This window comes from Paenibacillus massiliensis subsp. panacisoli DSM 21345, from assembly GCF_000426545.1.
Lineage (GTDB): Bacteria > Bacillota > Bacilli > Paenibacillales > Paenibacillaceae > Paenibacillus > Paenibacillus panacisoli.
In genome coordinates this window covers 1-22,189 of the sequence record NZ_AUFO01000030.1, presented here as the reverse complement: position 1 = coordinate 22,189, position 22,189 = coordinate 1, and the positions used below count along the sequence as shown (strand labels likewise).

Annotated in this window: 18 protein-coding genes and 1 pseudogene; 6 read left to right on the top strand and 13 right to left on the bottom strand. The window is 43.7% G+C overall.

Annotated features, from left to right (window positions below; all coding sequences use genetic code 11):
- Window positions 1–60: 60 nt before the first annotated feature.
- The 4 genes from K331_RS0119665 to K331_RS0119650 form a co-directional block, all read right to left on the bottom strand.
- Window positions 61–1,881 (bottom strand): acyltransferase family protein, encoded by a 1,821-nt coding sequence (locus K331_RS0119665; protein ID WP_036635372.1) that lies wholly within the window; start codon window positions 1,879–1,881, stop codon window positions 61–63.
- A gap of 243 nt (window positions 1,882–2,124) precedes the next feature.
- A complete protein-coding gene (locus K331_RS0119660) occupies window positions 2,125–3,267 on the bottom strand; it encodes a hypothetical protein (RefSeq protein WP_028591626.1) in 1,143 nt (380 codons plus the stop codon).
- Window positions 3,264–4,730, bottom strand: coding sequence for a sensor histidine kinase (locus K331_RS0119655; RefSeq protein WP_028591625.1), 1,467 nt, complete (start codon window positions 4,728–4,730; stop codon window positions 3,264–3,266). Before K331_RS0119655 ends, K331_RS0119660 begins: the two co-directional genes overlap by 4 nt.
- Before the next feature lie 2 nt (window positions 4,731–4,732).
- Window positions 4,733–5,431: a response regulator transcription factor gene (locus K331_RS0119650; protein WP_028591624.1), complete on the bottom strand. Its 699-nt coding sequence runs from the start codon at window positions 5,429–5,431 to the stop codon at window positions 4,733–4,735.
- Window positions 5,432–5,713: 282 nt separating this feature from the next.
- On the opposite strand from K331_RS0119650, the gene K331_RS0119645 reads away from it, so the two are divergent.
- Both K331_RS0119645 and K331_RS0119640 read left to right on the top strand, forming a co-directional pair.
- Window positions 5,714–6,952 carry a DUF418 domain-containing protein gene (locus K331_RS0119645; protein WP_051289928.1) on the top strand — a complete coding sequence of 413 codons (1,239 nt, stop codon included), beginning with the start codon at window positions 5,714–5,716 and terminating at the stop codon, window positions 6,950–6,952.
- Window positions 6,953–7,131: 179 nt separating this feature from the next.
- On the top strand, window positions 7,132–7,380 hold the full coding sequence (locus tag K331_RS0119640; protein ID WP_028591622.1) for a WGxxGxxG family protein: 249 nt from the start codon (window positions 7,132–7,134) through the stop codon (window positions 7,378–7,380).
- A gap of 95 nt (window positions 7,381–7,475) precedes the next feature.
- Here the strand turns inward: K331_RS0119640 and K331_RS0119635 are convergent, their stop codons facing one another.
- From K331_RS0119635 to K331_RS0119615, 5 genes are read right to left on the bottom strand one after another with little or no spacing between them, the layout of a single operon-like run.
- Entirely contained in the window at window positions 7,476–8,111 is a 636-nt protein-coding gene (locus K331_RS0119635; protein WP_036635369.1) for a hypothetical protein, read from the bottom strand.
- Window positions 8,108–9,547: a glycoside hydrolase family 1 protein gene (locus tag K331_RS0119630; protein WP_028591620.1), complete on the bottom strand. Its 1,440-nt coding sequence runs from the start codon at window positions 9,545–9,547 to the stop codon at window positions 8,108–8,110. The genes K331_RS0119635 and K331_RS0119630 overlap by 4 nt, the downstream gene beginning before the upstream one ends.
- Window positions 9,548–9,550: 3 nt before the next feature.
- The gene (locus tag K331_RS0119625) at window positions 9,551–9,910 is read right to left on the bottom strand and encodes a PTS lactose/cellobiose transporter subunit IIA (protein WP_028591619.1); all 360 of its coding nucleotides are present in this window, start codon (window positions 9,908–9,910) and stop codon (window positions 9,551–9,553) included.
- Window positions 9,911–9,931: 21 nt separating this feature from the next.
- Entirely contained in the window at window positions 9,932–11,161 is a 1,230-nt protein-coding gene (locus K331_RS0119620; RefSeq protein WP_028591618.1) for a PTS sugar transporter subunit IIC, read from the bottom strand.
- A 14-nt stretch (window positions 11,162–11,175) separates the two neighbouring features.
- The gene (locus K331_RS0119615; protein ID WP_455430263.1) at window positions 11,176–11,484 is read right to left on the bottom strand and encodes a PTS sugar transporter subunit IIB; all 309 of its coding nucleotides are present in this window, start codon (window positions 11,482–11,484) and stop codon (window positions 11,176–11,178) included.
- A gap of 160 nt (window positions 11,485–11,644) precedes the next feature.
- Here K331_RS0119615 and K331_RS0119610 point away from each other — a divergent pair, with 160 nt between their 5' ends.
- Window positions 11,645–13,549, top strand: a complete 1,905-nt coding sequence (locus tag K331_RS0119610) for a BglG family transcription antiterminator (RefSeq protein WP_028591616.1) — start codon at window positions 11,645–11,647, stop codon at window positions 13,547–13,549.
- 283 nt (window positions 13,550–13,832) lie between these two features.
- Here the strand turns inward: K331_RS0119610 and K331_RS0119600 are convergent, their stop codons facing one another.
- From K331_RS0119600 to K331_RS33140, 4 genes and pseudogenes are all read right to left on the bottom strand, one after another.
- A complete protein-coding gene (locus tag K331_RS0119600; RefSeq protein WP_051289927.1) occupies window positions 13,833–15,137 on the bottom strand; it encodes a hypothetical protein in 1,305 nt (434 codons plus the stop codon).
- Between the two features lie 320 nt (window positions 15,138–15,457).
- Window positions 15,458–16,033 (bottom strand): DUF2569 domain-containing protein, encoded by a 576-nt coding sequence (locus K331_RS0119595; protein WP_028591614.1) that lies wholly within the window; start codon window positions 16,031–16,033, stop codon window positions 15,458–15,460.
- 374 nt (window positions 16,034–16,407) lie between these two features.
- Entirely contained in the window at window positions 16,408–19,191 is a 2,784-nt protein-coding gene (locus K331_RS29960) for a M14 family metallopeptidase (protein WP_226383647.1), read from the bottom strand.
- 593 nt (window positions 19,192–19,784) lie between these two features.
- Window positions 19,785–19,859: pseudogene (locus K331_RS33140) on the bottom strand (galactose oxidase); the annotation flags it as partial.
- Between the two features lie 91 nt (window positions 19,860–19,950).
- On the opposite strand from K331_RS33140, the gene K331_RS0119580 reads away from it, so the two are divergent.
- From K331_RS0119580 to K331_RS31630, 3 genes are all read left to right on the top strand, one after another.
- Window positions 19,951–20,790 carry a helix-turn-helix transcriptional regulator gene (locus K331_RS0119580; RefSeq protein WP_028591612.1) on the top strand — a complete coding sequence of 280 codons (840 nt, stop codon included), beginning with the start codon at window positions 19,951–19,953 and terminating at the stop codon, window positions 20,788–20,790.
- An 87-nt stretch (window positions 20,791–20,877) separates the two neighbouring features.
- Window positions 20,878–21,867 carry a quinone oxidoreductase family protein gene (locus tag K331_RS0119575; protein WP_028591611.1) on the top strand — a complete coding sequence of 330 codons (990 nt, stop codon included), beginning with the start codon at window positions 20,878–20,880 and terminating at the stop codon, window positions 21,865–21,867.
- Window positions 21,868–22,040: 173 nt separating this feature from the next.
- A partial coding sequence (locus K331_RS31630; RefSeq protein WP_156897689.1) for a helix-turn-helix domain-containing protein occupies window positions 22,041–22,189 on the top strand: 149 nt, incomplete at its 3' end.

Sequence of the window (22,189 nt, the reverse complement as noted above, 5' to 3'; positions counted from 1 at the left end):
GACCTTCTCATCCTCTCATAATGAACTGTCAATATGAATTTATATTCATGAATTAATCTCTTACTGATGGGTATCTTGCTTTATCCTATCTGCTAGAAGCGAGGCATAGAACCGGATTCCCTCTGTAGTTAGATGAACGCCATCGGGGGAGAACAGCTCTTGCCTGCCAGCACTGGCTGCATACCAGTCGATGACAGTCGTGTTCCCGAATTCAGCAGCAACGTCCTGGATACTTTCATTCACGGTATCCTGCCAATCTTTTGGAACGCGTGTCGTCACAATATATATTTGCTTGGCATGATTCAGGGATTCTAGCAAAGACCGCAATTGAGCTTTGCGAAAAGGACCATTCGTACCCAGTTCAAGAAGGATATGATTCCCCAGCTGGCCCTGCGCCTGAAGATCATCGACAATCCTCTGTGCCTGAGACATTTGCCTACCTACCTTACCGTCAATAACGATGCCAGGCAGCATTTGTTCCAGCTCAGGTGCTGCACCGATTAGCAGAGAATCCCCAATCGCGGTAATGCCGTCTTCTGCCTTGGACAAGGATTCATCCTCATGCTTCCCGAACTCATCACTTAGGTTGGTGGATGCCGCTGCTGGCGCCACAGGTGCCAATTCCTGACTCATGGTGGGTACTTCCTCTGCTGATGGCTCCTTCAGGCTATCACTCCAAGCAACCAAAGTCAGGAACAATGGCAGAAGTACCGCTAGCAGTCCGATCCGTCTCTTTCGAATCCAATGCAAAGTTGCTCTGATGTTCCCCCTACGAAAAGGCTCTTCAATATACGTGTAGGACAGAGCAGCAAGGATGGCAGTAGCCAGCAGTTGCAACAGAATATGTGTAAAGCTCGACTTTTCTGTATGGGTGACAGGATTCGTCAAAATGATGACAGGATAGTGCCAGAGATAGAGACTGTAAGATCGTTTGCCAACCCATACAAGCGGCCTCCACCCCAAGATGCCATTCACTCTGCTGGCAGGATGCACCAGTACAGCGATCACCACCGCACTGAGAATGGATAAATATACAAAGCCGCCGCGGTATAGAAAGTCATCATACTCATTCGTAACACACATCAGTCCCAGCAGCAGGACCATTCCTAATCCCCCTATGGAATCAAGCGCCGAACGAGCGGGCCGCGTAATCCTGCCGCTTAATTTCCAGCTAGGCCAGATCACCGCCACAGCAGCTCCAATCAGAAGGGCAAATGCCCGAGTATCTGTTCCATAGTATACGCGGCTTGGATCGGTACCCGGTTCATACATCAAGCCCATTGCCATAGCTGATATCGCGGCACCTATGAGAATCCACAGCATCAATCTACCTCTACGCAAGACCAGCTTTATCCCCAATATGAGGATAATGGGCCAGAGCACATAGAACTGCTCCTCGATGGAAAGTGACCACATATGGCCGATCGGCGAGGGTGGACCGAAGCTTTCGAAATAGGATACTTCACGAAAAATGAGATACCAATTATTCACATACAGCAGTGAAGTAAGGAAATCTCCATGTAAGGCTTGCAGCCTTGGAGCGTCCAGGATAAGTAGCCAGCAAGCAACAAAAAGGAGCATCGTGACCATAGCCGGTAATAACCTTCGAGCTCTGCGAATCCAAAAATCGACAATGAGTAGCCGCCCCTTCGTTCTCCATTCCATGATGATCTGATCTGTAATCAGATAACCAGATAATACAAAGAAGATTCCCACACCCAGCAGACCCCCCTGGGCCCACTTTGCATCCAGATGATAGGCTATCACAGCAAGGACAGATATTGCTCTAAGACCATCTAATCCAGGTATGTAGCGCTTGTCTTTTGGCTTTTCTAATGGCTTGCCTATCGCCCTTCTGATTGGTCGCCTATTTCTGTCCATTAAGCTTCAGTCCTTCTTCGCTACAGGGTATTTCTTGCTCACATTCAATATACCGAGCAGATGTCGCCAAGATTTGATCAACATGTAAACAAGTTGTCACAAGCGAAGAACGTATTTGAGGAATGTATTAAATAAAAAGGAGCACCCCTATCTCCGTAAACCGGAATAAGGATGCTCAGGAAGGGCTATATGCAATTACAAACTATACTCTGGGCTGTAGAGTACGATGTTCAAGCCATTTGATTATCGAAATTCGATAATGAATGTCTGCTCGTCCTTCCCATCCGAGGCGATAGCTTGCGTAGTAGAGAACATCTTTTGCCCACGAATTAACACACTCTTGTTATCTGGACTCCAATAGATTTCATTCGCGATCAGCCCACGGTAGACAGGTTCGTTAGAGAGAATATTCTTCCCCTGAACCTTCCCGACATAGAAAACATCCTGATCATATAAAGAATAAGCAATACTCTTCTTGTCGTGCGACAGTTGAAAGTAATTCACCTTCTCCAGCAATATGGACAGTTCACTGCTACGCTTATCGTATACATACAGGGTTCGATCAGCACCGAGGAATACGAATTGATCTGCTGTAAGCCAAGCATATTGCGCCCCCGCCCTTTCGCGCTCATATTGAACTCTAATGCTGTCTCCACTAACTGATCCCAATAGCAGATTGGTCCTGCCATACGAACCAGGTGGATACGTAGTTAAGAGTACACTTTCTCCATCATCGGACATCTGTACGGTAAGAACTGACCCCAATGAAGCCAGGTCTCCTAACGTATAGGACTTCGATGTCTTCGTAACAACATCATACGAGCGAAGCCTGCTATGCTCATCTCCCTGATAACCTACCAATAGATAGCTCAGGTATTTGCCGTTGTTCGACCAGGACACGTCCTGTAGGAAAAAAGGGTCACGGGTGCTAATCTTGGCTACTTCTACCTCGGTACCATCGGCTAAGGAAATGATCTTCAGCCTACTCTCCGATGCTGAACTTGTGATTTGGCTAACATACTTACCGTCAGGCGACAACAGCATTTGAGTGTTGACATGGTCCATATTAGGTACGACCTTACTTTGATCATAGGGACTGGTTATACGCCTTAATTCAGTCCGACCAGTTATTCCTTCATTTCGAGTGACAGCAAGTACAGAATTCGAAGCTGCCCACCCTAATAATAGATCCGAATTCGTAATCTCATCAGGAAGTCGATAGATCTTATGGACCTGGAATGGATGAGAATCAGGCTCTTCTATATTCATATCTTCCTGACCAGGTATAATGACAGTCTCCGTTGTAGGCCCCATATTGCAGCCTGACAAGAGTATCACACTACATGCGAGACTCATTAGAAGCAATGCAACGCGTGTGTTGTTCATAACGATGTCCCCGTTCTTGCGATCTTCAAGCCGTCAAATTCTACAGTTACGCTCGTATGACCCTGCTGATTAAGGATGGATACCGTTCCTCCAGATTCATGCACGATAGATTTTACGATGCTAAGTCCCAGCCCTACGCTACCCTCTTCCGATCCACTGGGGTCGGCCAGATAGAAGGGCTCGAACCAATCAGTCAATGAATCTGCCTGCATTGGATCACTCGGATTCTCAAACACAAAGCGAATTTTACCATCGGCGTGAAATGCCTTCACATTGATTTCCGAGAACGATGCACTATATTTAATCGCGTTGTCCAGCAGATTGATAAAGATTTGGCGGAGCCTGTCCTTGTGGATCATTACCATCAGATCGGGCTGAATTTCACACTTTATTTTTTTCTTATAACGCTGTGCGCGGATCGTCATGGACTCACACACATCCTGTAGAATCAGACCTGCCTCGACCTTATCGGATTCCTCTGTTGTTACGTTTTTACGCGAGACTTCAAGGAGCTTCACCACCATGGCATGTAATCTCTTGCTTTCCTCAATGATATGATTCATTCCTTTATCAAAAAAGCTTCGATCCTGCTCGCCGTTCTCCCGGATCAGTTCAGCATATCCCAAAATGGACGTGAGAGGTGTCTTGAGCTCGTGAGTCACGTTATCAAAAAATAGCTTTTCCTTCCGATGAAGCTCCTGAAGACGATCTCGATCCTTTTTGATAATCGTAATTTGTTTGCTGATCTGTTCAATCATATCGTTGAAGTTGTTCGCCAACCTGCCAATCTCGTCTTGCTGCTTCACCTGAGCCCGCACATCCAGATTCCCATTCTTTACTTCCGTAGATACGCGGCTAAGCTTGACCAAGGGAACGGTGATATGTCGCGACAGAACATACGAGAAGAGGAAGGCCGCCACAAAAATGGCCAATGACATGTAAAAGATGATATCCAGGACCCGACCACTTTGCTGGTATAACAGGCTGAAATCCTTGGAAAAACGCAATATCCCCACTCTCGCTCCATCAATAACGACAGGATAGGAGAAGAGAGCCACAGCACTGCTGTGGTCATAGGTGATGCTATAAGCCATGTTGCCATTCACAGCCTGCTGCAGATCATTCTCTTGATGCTGTCCGAACATAGAGCTGTCCGAGGCATGGAGTAATTCGCCTTCCACTGTGTAGACACCTACGGCGCTGCCTGTCGCATGATTTAGATCATCCGCCATTTCCTGAGCCATTTCACCAAAATACAGAGTATTGCTTGTGAAATGATTAATGAGAAACGCCTGACGAACATAAATGTTACTGTTGTTCTTAAGTCCCACTAACTCTGAGGTTACGAGCTTCTGATTGCTGGACTGAATGAATTCCTTAACCGTCTGATTAAGAATAAGAAAAGAGAGGAAGAAGATAAGAAAGAATCCTACAAGAAATTTAACACTGATTCTCTTCATGATTCTTAATCCACCTGTTTTACAAATTTATACCCGATACCGAACACAGTAATAATATAATTACTGGCACCTAGTTTCTTACGCAGTCGCTGGATGTGAGTGTCTACTGTACGTGTATCGCCTACAAATTGGTAGCCCCATACCAAATCCAGCAAATCCGAGCGAGTAAATGTCTTGCCCTGATTTCTGCACAGGAGCAGCAACAAATCATATTCCTTAGGTGTCAGTTCCACGGCTTGCCCATTGTTCTTGACGAGTCGTTCCTCGGTCACAATCTCCAGCTTATGAAAGCTTAGAACACCTTTACCATTCTCTTCATGGCTTTCACTTCTCGCAGAATCAAGCCGTCTCAGGATTGTTCGAATCCGGGCAATAACCTCCCGTAAATCAAAGGGCTTTGTGATGTAGTCATCCGCTCCGATTTCCAGTCCAAGGATCTTGTCGGTAATGTCTGATTTAGCTGTAATCATAAAAATGGGGATGTTATAGTCTGCAGTCACCCTTTTACAAATATCCAGCCCGCTCTGATCGGGCAGCATCCAGTCCAGTAACAATAAATCTGGCTTAAATAGCTCCAACTCCTTCATGCCTGCAGCACCGCTTGCAGCAGTCCGCGTCTGGAAGCCTTCCTTGGAGAGTCCATAGGATAGCAGATCGGCTATCGGCGCGTCATCTTCAATGATGAGAATTTTTGCATTGTTCAACGGATCTTCAACTCTTTTCTTCTTAACGTAACGTTCACAAAGTAATAGCTAATATGGTTGCACCATAATACCCCAATAACTAAAATAGATGGTAACCCAAAAAAATGGGAAAACTGCGTTTTGGGGTCCTTCCTACAAAATAGTCCTTATCGTTCAAGGTAGCAGATACAGCTACCAGACACAATCTTTAAACGGTCTTGTGACAAATTGTTTACATCCTGATCAAACTTTAGTGACATCTCCCCTCTAATATGCTCTATATTCAGTCCTTAATCACAAGGAATGAAAAGTACATATCAAAACCAGAGTCTTTCTGGGAGGAGGATATCGGTGTCTATTCGTAATACACTGCAACAGGATAGCAATGCAACAACGATCACAGAGGATTCTATGGAAGGAAAAAAGCGCCAAAGAGCAAATCCCTCGGGCTCTGGCCGCCTTATCGCGCTTGATGCTGTTCGGGGACTGGCCGTAATAGGCATGTTTTTGCAGCATTTTGCGCTGAATGAAAGGAACGCCTTTGTTTCAGGGAATACAACCTTGCTTTTTATACTCTGTGGCGGAATCTCTTACTCGATTATGGCCGGACGAATGCTGGGGAAAGGTACCGACATAAAGGTATTTCGTACGCGAATGCTGGCCCGGTCCGTATTCATCGACATCATTGGATATCTGCTGATCATGTTAAATGCTCCGTTCGGTGTGATTCTGCCAGCCTATGCTGGACTGTTCATTCTGGCGTTGCTATTGGTGCGTCGCTCGACCCGGACGCTTGTCTTGACAACAGCAGTTCTGATCTTGATCGCCCCACCTCTGATGATCCTTGGAGGAAGCCTCCTGTCAGGCACTTACTTACTCAGGGACATTGCTGGTGGTCCAATGTCAGCGCTTGGACTTTCACCTGCCTTCGTAGCTGGTATGGCGATTGGCCGCCTTAATCTTCAGCATGCGCGAACAGCCTTCTTGTTCGTTGTTAGCGGAGGATTCATTATCGCGATCAGCAAACTGCTCGCTACGTTCATTCTGCCTGGTCTTAATCAGTCATTTGAAGCATGGATCGTAAGTGTTCAGGGCACTGTAGTCAACCAACCTGATCCTTATGCTATTTGGCCGCATAATGTGGATTCTCCGATGTGGCATATGCTTCTGTGGACAGCTCCACACAGTGCTTCTACATTTCAGACACTTATGGGGCTGGGAATCGCGTTCCTGGTGCTAGGAATTGTCTGCCTCATACCGAACAAGCTCTCAGCACTGCTCAAGCCTTTTGCAGCCGTCGGACGTGTCGCATTGACAATGTATACCTTACAGTTCATTGTGATCTGGATACTTGAGCTAGCTGGAATTGAACTAGGATTGGGTAGTATGCCATTAGGTGATTTGCTCGTTACAGTAATAACCGTAGCGATTAGTTGGATCATTGCGCTGCGCCGCACAGGTCCACTTGAAGCCTTCATGAGAAGATTCGACCAAGCCTTCACTCCCGCAGCCGACACGAATAGCGGTTCATCTAAGTTATAGTCAACTGCTAAGTTATAACCAGCTACACAAAGTCAATAAGCTTACCTAGTCACTGTGTACAATGCTAGGAAAGCTTATTGACCCTTAAATAAATGGAATTATATAACTATAAAACACTGCATATTGGGTATGCATTGCGAACAAGCTATAACCATTACATTGTGAGGAGGATTTTTGTAATGAAACGAATAGTTGCATATGTATTACCCTTGCTCCTGGTTACAGCCTTATCAGCTCCGGCTTTTGCCCAACACACGACGGATCGAGACATGACGTATCAAAACAATAGGGCTAATTACCAAACGAACTCCGTTCGAGCTAATGCAGTGGACAACGATAACAACTCGAATTGGGGTTGGCTGGGATTATTAGGTCTGATCGGATTAGCGGGCATGAGAAAAAGAGTACCTGATCGTTCCGATCGATAAGTAAGCTTATATCCATCAAAGAGCAGTGAGGAAAATCATCCTCCTGCTCTTCGCATTACCTAGGTCCCACAATACTAAATGGTTAAACTATTCAATTAAAAGCTCAAAGTTTTTTTACACTTAAGTAGCATTTTTTCCAGGAGCAGGGTCACCGGTCCGGTTAGCGCAAAAGCTATAATCGTTCCAATACCTACAACCCCTCCAAGAATAAATCCAGTGCTAAAAAAGATGGCATCTACGCCAATTCTACCGATGTCATACCGAAGTCCGAATTTGGACTCGACGTATCGCAGAACAGCGTCTAACGCATACATTCCATTGCTGAAATTCATCAACAACACATAAGTCATGGAGAAAAAAATGTTGGCAAGAAGCACAATGGAGATTTTTGCCCATAGTGATAATTGAGGCAAGTCCATATCGGCAATGAACGGATGAACCCAGTTAATCAAGGGACCGATTAGAAGACAATACATAATGGAGCCTAACCCGATAGACTTATGATTTAACCAAAGACCTGCAGCAAGAAAAGCAATGCTTAGGCCGAAGCTTGCAAGCCCGACACTGATGCCGAGGCTTTTATGCAAGCCGTCTAATAAAACCGTTAAGGTATCGGACCCTATATTACATTCGATAAATAAATTGACGGCTATGGCGCTTAACAGAGTCGCTACGAACACGATAACCAATTGGCCGATACGATTTGCGAATACAGGGGAAACCAATTTCAATCGAGATCTTCTCCGTTGGAAGCAATCACCTTTTTCATCCAATGATAACTATCCTTAAGATAACGCTTCTTGCTTCCCTGACCATAATCATCCTGATCTACATAAATGAAACCGTACCTTTTGCTCATTTCCGAGGAGGAGCAGCTGACAATGTCGATCGGTCCCCAGGCATAATACCCTCTCAAATCTACCCCATCTTTAATAGCTTCCTTCATTTGCTCAATATGGTCCCGGTAATAGTCAACCCGGTAAGGATCGTGGATGGAATGATCTTCTTCCAGACGGTCATGGTAGCCGACCCCATTTTCCGTAATATAAATTGGACACTGGTACCGATCATAGAACAGATTAAGCAAGGTACGCAGTCCGACAGGATCAATGGTCCATCCCCATGAATTAGCTGGAAGCTCGAAGTTGCGGTACGGACCCGTTTTGTTTTTCAAGCTCTCATTATCAAAAATACGAGTATAGTAGTAGGAAAATGACATAAAGTCAGCCGTATGTCGCAGCGCTTCTTCATCACCCTCTGCGAACTCAACCGTAATGTTGTTGTCGTTGAAGTAACGGAAAGCATAGCCAGGATAATAACCACGCAGCAACACATCGGAGAAGAAGTATTCCATTTGGTTATTGCGAACGGTAGCGAATACGTCTTCTGGTTTGCTGGTCGCCGGGTACGCAGGTCCACCACAAAGCATCATACCTATTTGCAAGTCAGGATTCAGCTCTTTGGCATATTTCGTAATCAAGCCGCAGGCTACCATTTCATTATGCACACCTTGATATTTAGCGGAGAGCAGATCATCCACAACATCCTCCGCAATACCTAGATGGTTAAAGGATTCATGAACGATTAAATTGATTTGATTAATAATGATCCAATATTTCACCTTGGTATGGTAACGATCCAGGATGACTTGGCTAAAGCGGTGAAAAAAATCAATCATTTCTCGGGAGTACCAGCCTTTATAAGCCAAAGTTAAATGAAGCGGCATTTCATAGTGGGACAGCGTGATCATCGGCTCCATCCCATTGGCAATAATCTCGTCAATCAAATCGTCATAAAACTTCAATCCAGCTTCGTTGGGCTGCTCTTCATCGCCGTTTGGAAAAATCCTCGTCCAGTTGATCGACGTGCGGAACGTTTTGAGTCCAAGCTCACTGAGCAGCTTCAGGTCTTCTTTATAGGTATGATAGAAATCAATGCCCCAGCGCTTTGGAAAAACCTTCTCTTTATTCTGAATGGCATTTTTAATATAGTCGGTAGTCAGCTCCAGATTGTATTTTTTCTCTAACGGAACTTGGTCTTTATACTCGTTAATATCCGCTACGCTTAACCCTTTTCCGTCAATATCATAAGCACCCTCAGCCTGATTGGCAGCAATGGCCCCTCCCCATAGAAAGTCGGCAGGAAACCCAGATGGAATGGTCTTCATAGTTTATACTTCCTCTCTTTGCTTATTGGTCTCTAATTGGTTCAATCTCTTGTCGAAGCTTTCAAAAATATCAAGCAGCCGCTTGGCCAAGTTAATCTCGCTGTAGACGGTCATTAGCGTATCTTGTGCATGAGCGAATAACACCGAATAATCTCCTTGCTGGCCTTCCGTTTCTTTTTGGATGCAATTCGTTTGCACCCGATGAGCAATGACGATTTCAGCGTTGGCTAACTTCATTTTTGACCTTGCGCCGTCAAACTCAGCATTCTCAATGTCTTTTAATGCCTCCATACAGTGCTTTCTTGCTTCTCCTGCATGCAAAATGATTTGCATCGCTTCCTGAGCCACTTGTTCCGATGTCATGATTATGATCTCCTTAACAAATTAATGGGCTTGCTGCGCTTCCTTCTCAACCTCTTGTTTCTCGTACGTTTTGAAAAATGGATACCAAATCAGCGTAGCTACAACAACACAGATCAGCATCAGCATAATGCCTGTGACCGTTCCCGTCGTGATCCAGGTAGAGATCGGAAACGGGACGTACCACATATCGAATATCACTTTTGGTATAGGAGCAAACGGAATCACTTTCGTTCCGAACCAAACGATCGCAGGCAGGACAATACCAATGATCCACATCGGAATCATCAATAACGGATTCCATACGATGGAGCCGAATATTAAAGGCTCGTTGATGTTAAAGATGGAGGGAACCAGACTTGCCCGTCCCAGAGCTTTCAGTTTGGTGCTTTTGGAGAACATATGCATAACAAGTAGTGGCAATGTACAACCAACGCCCCCCACCCACAGGTAAGCGGAAAATATCGTCTCTGATGTAACCAGATTGTGCGCGCCCATCGTCGCATTAGCAGTGATGGCCGCCAGAAAAATGGGTTTGGTTACCGGGGTCAATACCCAACTGGATATCCCCATGGAATACAAGAAGCAATAAATAAACAGAATCAGCATAAATCCCCAAGGGCTTTCCGTTATATGGGCCAGCGGCATAAATATATTCAGAATGATGTTGTAAATATCGACATGAACGATATCGACTAACAGCCAGGCTATAATCAACGTGATGCCAATCGGAAGCATCGAGTCGAACCAGGATCGGACAAAGTCCGGGATAACGGACTCTTCCTTGAAGAAAGAGAATTTTCCGAACAGGCTCATCACATACCCGGTAAAAAGAGCAGCGATAATGGCAACGAACATTCCTCCGGTTCCCAGCGAACTATGGGTAAATCCGACCGTACCATCCTTGATGACCTGAGGGGAAACGATGATCAAAAAAGTGATCAGACCTGTACATCCGGCAATAAAGCGCTGTTTTCTTAACTTCTTTTTCTCCATCAGATTAAATGGAATGAGGAAAGAAACTAACAGTGAAAGCATCCCCATCGTCCATCCGAACGGTACCCAGAAATTAGGGTAATTCGGTATTTTGTATAAATCACCTGGTATCGTCAGCAGGCAAAATACCGAGCCTAGAAGAATGAAAGGTAACAGCTGCATGACAGAATCCTTGAGTGTCACAATCCAAACATTATTGTTGACCTTATTCATCTTTGGAGAGAAGTCATTTTTGAGCCATTCGATGAAGTTATTCATTGTCCTTATCCCCTTTAAATGTTCAACTCGCTTAACAAATCATCCAAGGCTTCTTCCCCGTTTAAGGTGGAATAATAAGATGGCTTCATTAAGAGCACTTTAACATCAGTGCCATCCGTGAGCTCCTTAATGTCATCCATAATATAAGCCAAGTGAGGACCCACTAATAATGCATCAATATCATCAATGTAATTTTCAATTTCTGCCTCTCCTCTGGCTTTGATCTCCATATTCAGGCTTCTTTTTTTAGCAGCCTTGCGAAGATTGGCAGCCATAAAACCGGAGCTTGCTCCCGACCCACAGATTAGCAACACGTTCAGCACTTCTTCTGCATTTGCCATGGTAATCATCCTCGCTTTTCTATATAATCGTGTTGTGACAGCGCTGTCATCCTTACAACCACACTATATTACAATTTCAAAGCCGCTCTCAAATAAAAAACTGCACTCCTAAGGTGAAAGATGTTAAAGCGAGGAAACGCCTATGAAAACACAGTATATCGATTTAATTCATTATTTAAGCAACTGCACGCATTGGATACCGTCGCAAAGCTTGGCAGATCGATATGGTGTGTCCAAACGCACCATCAAGTCTTACATTGGTGAGATTAATCAGCTCCACCATGGGTTAATCCTCTCGTCAAACAAAGGCTATAAAGTGGATACGGATCAGGTGAACACCTTTCTGAACAGCGAACAAACAGCCATCCCTCAGATGCAATCCGAACGAATTGCCTATATTCTGAAAAAAATAGTGCACACCAATCAACCTATTTATATACACGATTTAAGCGATGCACTGTTTATCAGTGAATCAACGCTGAGGCTGGATTTGAAGCTGATCAAGGAAAGGCTTGCCAAAAGCAATCTGGAATTGAGCTGGGCCAAGAATCATATTGATTTACGAGGCAAAGAAAAGGACAAGCGTAAATTAATGAGCAGCATTTTGTACGAAGAAGCAAACGGAAGCTTTATCGACGTCGATAAAATCAAGAGTTTTTATAGAGAACTGAATGTAGATTACATTCGAAAAGTCGTTGTCGAGACCTTTTCCTCCCACCACTTTTTCACTAATGATTTTTATTTAACGAACGTGATTATTCACATTACCATTGCGCTGGATAGAATGAAGCATGATTTCCAGTTTTTGAATAAGGCTGTAGATTTTCAGACGGACAATGCTGCATATCAGATTGCCAGAGAGATTGCCTCGCAATTGGCAGCCTATTTTCACGTCCAATATTCAGAAGAGGAAATCGCGGATTTGGCGCTTCTGATTTCGTGCAATGGTACAAACGTCAACTTTACCCAAATCGAAGTCAGCGATCTGGAACGAATCGCCGGGAGCGACTGTATTGATTTGGTCAGCGAAATCGCATTCAACTTGCACAAGTATTACTATATCAGTATTGCCGATGCTGATTTTATTACCCGTTTCACGCTGCATGTTAAAAACCTGTTGATGCGATTAAACAACAACCATTCAACGAAAAATCCATTAACGAGCACGATCAAAAAGGAATGCCCTCTGATTTACGATTGTGCCGTACATGCATCCCTTGTAATTAAAGAACGAACCGGTTATCGGATCAGCGACGATGAAATTGCTTATTTGGCTTTTCATCTGGGATATGCCATTGAATTGCAGCGGCAAACAAACGTAAAAATCTCGTGTACGGTGCTGTTTCCACTCTACTACAACATGAATGTACAAATGATCAATAAATTGCAGCAGTATTTTGGCGACGATATTTCGATTCATTCGATTGTTACGGATGAAAGCGACTTGAATTACACATCTAGTGATTTCATTATTTCATCGGCCCAGCTACACAAAATTCCGGAAGTGCCCTTTGTCGTGATTACTCCCTTTTTTATCGAAAGTGACCGCGAAAAAGTATCGGATAAAATATATGAGATAAAGGAGCAAAAGAAGAAGAATCAATTCAAGCTCCATCTGGAAGCTTTCCTGGACGAAAGGCATTTCTGCCACTCCACGGAGCAGTCTGAGAAGGAGGATGTTTTACGGTTTATTTGCCAAATTATGAATCAGGATGGGTATACGGACGAGGATTATTATTCCAAAATCCTGGAACGAGAAACCATGTCGTCAACGGCATTTGGACAGGTAGCCCTTCCGCATGCGATTAAAATGGAGTCCCACAAAACAGGCATGTTCATCTACCTGAATCCAAATGGGATCAAGTGGGATCATTCTATCGTGAAAATTGTGTTATTAATCACCGTGAGCGGAGAAGGAAGAAAGATTTTCCGTGACGTATTCGATTCGCTCGCCACCATATTAACGAATGATACCCATGTGAATGTCCTCTCCTCCTTGGATAATTACGAGGATTTTATCAAGCAATTAATCGCCTGCTGGGAATAATAGCTCGGCATCTTCCAGCGTAGGCTTGTAGGCAAACATAACAAAAGGGTCGATCATAGTAACTGGCCATAATCAACCTGAACTGTCAGTTGAAGTTAGAAACGATCTTGCTCGTATTCCCCATCCAATAGAACACAAAAGAGCCCGAGGCATATGCCCTGGGCTTTATCTATCTACATCCACATGCGCTCCCACGATGTCGTCAATCTCAATCCATCGATCCTCATCTTCGCTTCCAAAAGCTAGACTCTTCAACTGGGAGTAGTCACCATTAATCATCATATTATTTAGCTACAAAATAAATTCCTAATGGCAATGATGCGCCTGGTTGCACCATTGTATACAAATCATATTTAGAGCGGTTGCTAATAACCATTCCATTTAGTTTACTATAATTATAGTATCCTAATGCACCTGTATCCGTCTTATAGTTTATAAAGCCAGATTTAACCTTTTCTGCCCATTTTGGATCATCTTTCAGATCTGGTCTGTCTATACCACCATAAATCGTATAGACGTTCGAGCGCCCTGTATTATTTTTAATATCTATTTTATAGGTGTAGTCTGTACACCAAAATGCACCTGCCTTTTTCCCAGATATTCTCCCTATAACTGGCGCTTGATTTTGGGGATTCCCTTCCACGGTCCATCTAGATAAAAGCTCATCTTGCTCATCCTTAAACTCTGCTCCGTATCCATCACTAACCCCGAGATATTTTGCGGGGCTTGAGGGGGTGAGCGTAAAATTATTAAAAGTAACTGTTCTCCCAGAAAACTTCAACAAACCTCTGTAATTATCGTCACTTTGTTTAAATCCAAAGTTAGTAGGCGCTATCGTAGCTGTATTTGAAATTTTATCAAGATTTGCTGAACTCGAATTTGTAACAATATCAGAAACTTTTAAATCAGCAGGCCCCGATTCCCTTCCATTAATTACACTCATAGCAATAAAATCTCCTATATACACAGCAGCTCTTTGTTGACCTACACTGGAACCATAATTAATCGTATAGGAGCCTCCAGCAGGAATAACAACATCTGGTTTTGACTTCTGGGTAGCACCATTCTTTCTCATAAATTGTTGTGTGGCTTCTAGCGGTGCTGCAGTAATTCCGCCTGCGGAACTGCTCTCTCTTATTTTATAAAGATTCACGGGATTCGAAGTAGGATTCTTAATATAAACATAAAAATTCAATCTAGTGCTCACGTCATTAAAGTGGGAAGTCCAGACCCTAAACTTCCCATGTACATTATCCTTATAAAGTGTCTGATTGATCTGAGTGTTATATTTAATAGTTTCTGGAGCATTGGATGCAAATACTTGAAAACCTGTTTTTTCGACGCTAATATTAGATGATGATTTAGGTTCTCTCTCAGCAATACCACGGTGTGATACAACTTGTCCGATCGAATAACCAGTGGCAGTAAGACTTACTGCGCTTAGCCTATTTTCATACACCTCATCTGTGACTGACTGCCATTGCTCTTGTGCAATAGGTTCTTGAGTATCATTAGCATCGACAACAGAAAGAGTTGGAACTGAAAGGAGAATTGCGGATAGAGCTATTATTGCTAGTTTCTTTTTCACAACTACGCCTCCAATATATGTATTTACTTACACATTTAAGTTACACCTTTGAATATGTCGAAGTAAGGTGAAAATTGTCGTTCACAAAATTTACATATTATGTAATGTATCGAGAAATAAAAAACCTTCCATCGTTATCCATCAGATCTCTTGATTTTGGTTATAAAAACATAACAAAAAGGTCAATCATGGGAGTATCTGACCATAATCAACCTTAACTGTCAGGTGAAGCTTAGGCCCACCAATGAAACCGGGGAATTTTCAAGTAATTCCTATGAACAATTCTCCTCTGACGTTAACTAAACATTTGGCATATTATTCTAATTCCACGAACGCCAAGAATCAGAAAATGTATTTTCCACACGAACAGATAGTTTAAAATAAGGAATCCATATTAAACATACAGCAAGAGCTTGAGCAATTGACCAATATGCTAATCTAATCTCTTCGCTAACAGCCTCAACAGTCGTTAAAAGCAAGCATGTTTCGATGATTATACTTAGCAGATTCACGATATAAAAAATGATCATTAAACGCGGTACGATCGGCTTCTTTTGCAAAAATTCAAATAAAACATAGCAGCTATAGAGAAGGATCAGCCCCTCAACCACAGCTTCGTAAGTCAAAATGGTCGCCCAATCAGCATTGTAATATTCTCTGAACCACCATGTCTCAAACCGCACAATCTTAGAGTCTGAGAACAAGGCCGGCAGCGTTTTACTAAATAAATGATTCGCTACAAGGAACATCGAAATCAGCAAACCTATAAACACGACCAATAACCAGCCGCTAATCCCTCTAGGTCCATGAATTTTTTCATTCCATTCTACCTTTTCTACTACTTGTTCATTCTCTAATGCTTCGTAATCAACTCGGTTCTTTACTAGCTTTTCCAACAACAGTCCCCCAATATTTTGTTTGATTTGACTCTTCAATAAGGTTTATCGACAAAACATTGTATTTTATTTACTATTTATATAATATTAACTTCCAAAGTTTTAAATAGGAATATGAGACTTGGTATATAAGTTAATAAACGTGAAAGTACTAGGAGAAGGAAAAGTATAAAAAAGCTCCACCAGCGTTAGCCGATGAAGCCCTAGATTGATTTACATTAACCTCAAATGTCAGGACACGATCATACAGAATGTAATCCTTACGACTGCTGAATGGACCTTTGTTATTAGCCCGTTATCATCGTTACCACCAAAATAGCCTTATATGAATTGTTTGGCTTCATCTATTCCGACAAAGACTAAGGTGTTGGGGTCTACTCTGGAATGATATTAAAGATGGAGTTCGCTAATAATCGATATTGATGCTGCGAATGATCAACACTGACCAGATCGTTGGCAAACACAGTCACATTTGTATGACTATCCTTATACGTGAAGGCCATAATATGCCCCTTGGCATTGTCATGCCCTGGCCACCAGCCAGCTTTATAAAAATTATCTTGTTCGCTGAATGTAGCAAGAATCTTTGCTGCCTGTGGAGCCGATGTGATATAAGATCCCGATACGGTGTAAAAGTATTCCTGCGTATCATATGGTGCTGTGATTACGCTATGCTGGTTGACGTCTGTGAGGTATACGCCTTCATAGCTCTCCCATTCTGGTCCTCTGAAGGAAAAGTCAGGAATGAAATCCTGAACAATCCCCATGCCCATATTACCATAAGCGATAAAAGGCTTCCCATTCGCTATGAACTTATCAGAATCGAACATATTGACAAGTACGTCGGCTCTCTCCGGCTCAGCCGTCACATTAAAGCCCATCTTCTGCAGTACGTAGGCAGGTTGGCCCAGCGCTGCTACAGTTATCCTTCTTAGCTGTTTGCCAACAGGCTTACGGTCATAAGTACTCACTTCAAGAAGATACTTCGACGCCAAGGGATGCAAGTCCTTATAAGAAACGACGAAATCCCCCAACTCATAATCGGCACCGCCTGCCGTTAACATCGTCACTGGTTTTCCAGCAGAGAGCAATTCATTGACTGACATAATCGCATCGTTATTGGTATTTCGAATGAGAACGTACTCGGTGTCATCCGGCATTTGAGTGCTGGGAATCGTTACAAATGTTACAGGAGTCGTTTTCTGCGCGAATACGTTAGGCTGTCTCACAATATAACGATTGAAGCCCCGTAAATCCGGGAAGTTCTGAACAATCGCCCCGGACACCGATGCATAATCCGAGACGTCAATTCCATCATATAAGACCAAGTTTGCCATGCCTCTTGTTGCTTGGTGCATATTCACCACAAAAGATCCTTCAGGGTACGTCATTCCTTCAACGGTGACTGCTTCCCGGGACCGTTCCACCTGAACCCCATTGCGCAGCAAGTATTCGACCATGCGATACGTTTCGAGTGCATTTTTTTGAATTCTTGTATCGACTGGCAGCACGTAATACTCCGGGAAAAAGTTTTGAGCTCCCTCCCGTGGGCGGCCAATTATTTCGTTTTTAGCATTAACCAGGTATTTATCTACTGCGTGATTATCCTCGTTGTCCATCCCACGTTCATAGATTCGGAGTTGATTGAGAAATAGCTCCTCTTGGTGATTCATGACGTAGGATGTGGCCCCTGCAATGCTGTAATATAATGCCTTCGTCGATTCTTCGTTATTCTCAGGTATTTCCAGCGTATGTCCTAATGCACCGTGATGCATGGCGAATACTGCCGTATAGGCTGGAGATGCATCATCCCAATTCGAAGACGTTCCTTTGGAAACGTAGTTGGGGTCCTCGACAGTTTTTCGATGTTCCTCGTAAGGAATATGATAGTAATCATATTTCGTATTCGCAGTTCCTGCTTCTCCCATCGCTTTCGCTTGTTGTACCATACTACCAATTAACAAATCGTATTCCATATTCGGGTCATGCGGCGGGGTTGCTGGTTCGATCAGAAAATTGGCATCGAATCCGTGCAAATCCAGAAACGACAGTGGGGACCATAATGCAATGTGCTCCGTAACACTACGTGTCTCCGGCTGCGTCTGGTACGAGTTATCACGGTTCAAATCAAAATCATTGGCATTCACACGATCTGTATGGACACGGCCATCAGGATTATTCGTATACACGAACAAAAAGAACACATGCTCTAACGCATCATCCACATTCAGATTCACTTTGCCACGTTCACCATCAGGGAGCGTGGTATCGTACACTAGCTCCTTATCCAGCGCCATGGATTTGAAATAATTAAAGATAGCATCCACGCCAGGCGATTCATTGGGATGGATATTATTGATCCAGATCGGCACTGCATAGTCACCAAATGCTCCCGACTGAATATCTGATTGCAGCTTCTTGGGATCATTCATCATGGCCGGGTGCGTCACATTTTGGTATTTATCTATCGTTTCCTGGTCTTTAGCTACGATCGTGAAGTATATATCTCGACCCTCCACGGACTTCCCTATTGAAGTCGTTGTAATATATCGATCATTTGTTTTTCCTGCTTGCGCTGTCACAGCATCAATTGCCGGCTTCAGCTCACCATATGTCAGGAAGCTGTCATATGGTGTTAATTTTATTGGTGCCTGTGCAATCACCTGTCCATTGGCTACTGCGCTTAGTTCATATGTACCCATCATGGATGCAAATAACGGGCGGCGCAAACGAGGTTCAGCCAGATTGCTTGTTCCGTAAGGAAGATCAAAAGTTACGTTCGCCGTGTATACCCCTTTCTGAACCTGCTCCCCATTCACTGTGATGAAAGAGGGGCCAGTGAAATCAAAGTCTTCAAACGTCTTCCATTCCGTTAGTGGTTTGCCGTCATACGTCCAATGTATATTTTTCGCTTCTACCCCGTTCGGCAGATCAAATTGAACGTGGAATGTCCTCTTCTCCGTCATGGATGCAACATGCTTATCCATCTTAAGGATTTGAACTTGTGGGGGCTTCTCAGCTGCAACTACTCCACTGCGGTTAGCACCTCGCGAAATATTGCCTGAAGCTTGCGCTGCTTCTGCACCCAATGTCCCATAAGGCAGCAGCTCTACCAATAGTAACAGTGCAGTTACTAGCGTCATCATGCGGGTCAACACTGTATTCAATGCTCTCTCTCCTATCTTTGCTAGCCATAATCAAGCTTGTAAGGCTTCCTTAATCGGCAATATACTTCAATATAGGGGTCAGATGTCACCAAAGTTTGACGCAGATGCAAACAAAATGTCACAATGCTCCATTACTATTTTCGTGTATGAAGCATTGCTCAGAGCTCTGTAAGTATGGCTCTTACAACACCTCGCGTGGCGTATCTGGCTTTTTGTAGATGAATCTGATGGATGGTAAAATATAGTTACTTACATTATAGACAGAGGGGGAGCGATGTGAGGCATATTTGGAAAGTTATCATTGCACTACTTATTGGTAATATGATCGGGAATTTAACCTACAAAAGATTAGACTATTTTCAGTACAATCGAGATTTGGGTGTCTTCACCTTAGAAAATATTATTAAATTCATCTTGAACTTAGGGTTGTCCGTTGCTATTCCCTTTGCTTTATATTTATTGCTTGATAGGCTATTTCCAAGACCTAGGGATAAGTAATCGAAGCTTTATTCACCCCTTGACTTGACAATCCGTATAGTAAAAAAAGCTCCATCAGCATTAGCCGATGAAGCCCTTAAGTAATTCTATGGATACTCACTTACCTCAAAGGTCAACACACGATCATATAGAATGTAATCCTTACGGCTGCTGAACGGACCGTTGCCCTGTCGTCATTGTGACTACCATGATTGCACGGTTGCCGGAAATCATGACTTCTGCCCTACAATTCCTTTTATGAGGTGTAATCAAATGGCATTGCAAAATGATAAGAAAATACTTGGTGACTTTATAAAATCCCGTCGTGAACGGATTAAGCCGGATCAGATCGAGATTGCCAGTCGTTATGGCAGAAGAAGAACGCCGGGATTGCGCAGAGAAGAGGTTGCTCAGCTTGCGGGTGTAAGTATCACTTGGTATACCTGGCTGGAACAGGGACGAGTGGGTTCCGTTTCAAGGGAGGTCCTTGAGAGCGTATCCCGAGCCTTGCAATTATCTTCTGAGGAACAGAATCATTTATTTCGACTGGCCGATTATCGAGGAGATAGCCATCCAAGTTCAAGCACTGGGGAAACACACCCCGAGCTTCAGGCGATTATCGACCAAGTGAACTACCCTGCCTTTATAGCTAATAATCGAACCGAGGTGCTGGCTTTTAATCGGATGGCAACTGAAATTATTACCGATTTCAATGCCATCCCTACTGATGAACGCATATTGACACGACTAACATTTACAGAGTCAAATTTGCGTGATCAGCTGGTCAACTGGAATGAACTTGCAGATTATACGATAGGTGCCTTTCGAATCTATTATGACCAAAAGCCTGGTGATCAGTGGTTTGAGTCTTTCGTTCAGCACATGTGCCTTGAATCCGCGGAGTTTAAGAGTCTCTGGGAATTGCACAATATTCAGCAAAAGAAAGCCATCCTCTACACATTTGATCATTGTGTTGTTGGGAGAATGTTTTTTCAATTAAATACGTTTTCTAATATTAACGGACATGAAGACCTACACTGCTGCATATTTACTCCTATTGAAAATAGCGGAACAGCAGAAAAATTAATGGACTTGCAACAAGTATCCTATTAGTCAGGATACCTGTATCCAGGGAAACTGGTTGCCTTGTTCAATGCGAAATATAATGATCTCATTCCCAATTTAGGAGGTCATTTTAATATGAAAGCTATTGTTATCGATCAACCAGGAGGGCCTGAAAGCTTAAAATGGGTTGAAAAACCGGATTTGCAGCCGGCCCCTGGTATGCTTACTATTGATGTTGCATATGCAGGAGTTGGATATTATGAAGTGCTGCTGAGCCGTGGCGAATTTGCGTCCCTTATGCCATTTCCAATCACCCCCGGTCTAGAGGTGTCAGGATATGTACGTGCCATTGGAGAAGGCGTAGAAGGATTCCACATCGGTCAGCCCGTAGCTTCAATGATGCTAAAAGATCATAACGGCTTCGCCACTATGGCGAATGTGCGACCAGAGATGACGGTTCCGCTTGATCAATTAGGGGCAGCAATTGACCTTGCGACAGCAGCCGCTGCGATTGTAAATCTAACGACAGCTTACCTGACCCTTTCAGAGGTATATAAAATGAAACAAGGTGACAACGTACTTATTCATGCTGCTGTAGGTGGTTTAGGCAGCTTTCTTGGACAGGTTGCTAAACGTCTAGGAGCAGGCAAAGTATTAGGCACTGTCGGGAACCTGGAGAAAACTAAACTCGCTGCTTCCTTTGGATATGACGAATTGTTTATCCGTTCAGCATTTATTGAGCAGGCTCTAGAGGCTGCAGGAGAAAGAGGTATTGACGCTGTCTTAGACCCGGTAGGAGGAAACGTGCGACAACAAAGCATAGAGTTGCTTAACCCATTGGGCACATTGGTTGTACTCGGAAATGCCAGCGGTGAAGAAGGTACTCCGCTTTCTTTTAACCAGCTTTGGTTTTCCAACAAACAGTTTGCTGGTTTTACAATAGGCCAATACGCCGAAACTAATCCTGGAGTGACCGGGAAAGCAGCACGAGAATCACTAGCCATGCTGGCAAGAAAAGAGATCCATGCTGAGATTCACGGTGTATTTCCAATGGAAAAGGCAGGAGAAGCACTTGCAGCTTTAGAACAAAAAAACACGGTGGGTAAACTGATTTTGGAAGTATAGACCCCTTCAGCTTTTAAGTGGATGGTGTTATTGACTAGCGCATCAGCATTTCATATAGACGGATTGTAATATGAAGTGCGACACCTACTGGAAATAAATAAAAAAGGGCCCATGGCCGGATTCGTGTAGAATGAAGGTTCCTACACCACGCATTCACACAAGGAGAATCCACCATGAGCTACACACATCTTAGCATAATCGAGCGCAGCAAGCTAGAAATCCTCCACCAGCAGGGGAAAAGTGCCAGAGCCATTGCCCGTGAATTAGGCAGGCATCATGCCACCATTTGCCGAGAACTCCGTCGAAACCTGGCGCAGGAGTC

What these genes read in the sequence shown, in the direction of transcription:
- K331_RS0119665 (WP_036635372.1), bottom strand. Translation starts at nt 1,881, where the DNA reads ATGGACAGAAATAGGCGACCAATCAGAAGGGCGATAGGCAAGCCATTA.
- K331_RS0119660 (WP_028591626.1), bottom strand. Translation starts at nt 3,267, where the DNA reads ATGAACAACACACGCGTTGCATTGCTTCTAATGAGTCTCGCATGTAGT.
- K331_RS0119645 (WP_051289928.1), top strand. Translation starts at nt 5,714, where the DNA reads ATGAAAAGTACATATCAAAACCAGAGTCTTTCTGGGAGGAGGATATCG.
- K331_RS0119640 (WP_028591622.1), top strand. Translation starts at nt 7,132, where the DNA reads ATGAAACGAATAGTTGCATATGTATTACCCTTGCTCCTGGTTACAGCC.
- K331_RS0119630 (WP_028591620.1), bottom strand. Translation starts at nt 9,547, where the DNA reads ATGAAGACCATTCCATCTGGGTTTCCTGCCGACTTTCTATGGGGAGGG.
- K331_RS0119625 (WP_028591619.1), bottom strand. Translation starts at nt 9,910, where the DNA reads ATGACATCGGAACAAGTGGCTCAGGAAGCGATGCAAATCATTTTGCAT.
- K331_RS0119620 (WP_028591618.1), bottom strand. Translation starts at nt 11,161, where the DNA reads ATGAATAACTTCATCGAATGGCTCAAAAATGACTTCTCTCCAAAGATG.
- K331_RS0119610 (WP_028591616.1), top strand. Translation starts at nt 11,645, where the DNA reads ATGAAAACACAGTATATCGATTTAATTCATTATTTAAGCAACTGCACG.
- K331_RS0119580 (WP_028591612.1), top strand. Translation starts at nt 19,951, where the DNA reads ATGGCATTGCAAAATGATAAGAAAATACTTGGTGACTTTATAAAATCC.
- K331_RS0119575 (WP_028591611.1), top strand. Translation starts at nt 20,878, where the DNA reads ATGAAAGCTATTGTTATCGATCAACCAGGAGGGCCTGAAAGCTTAAAA.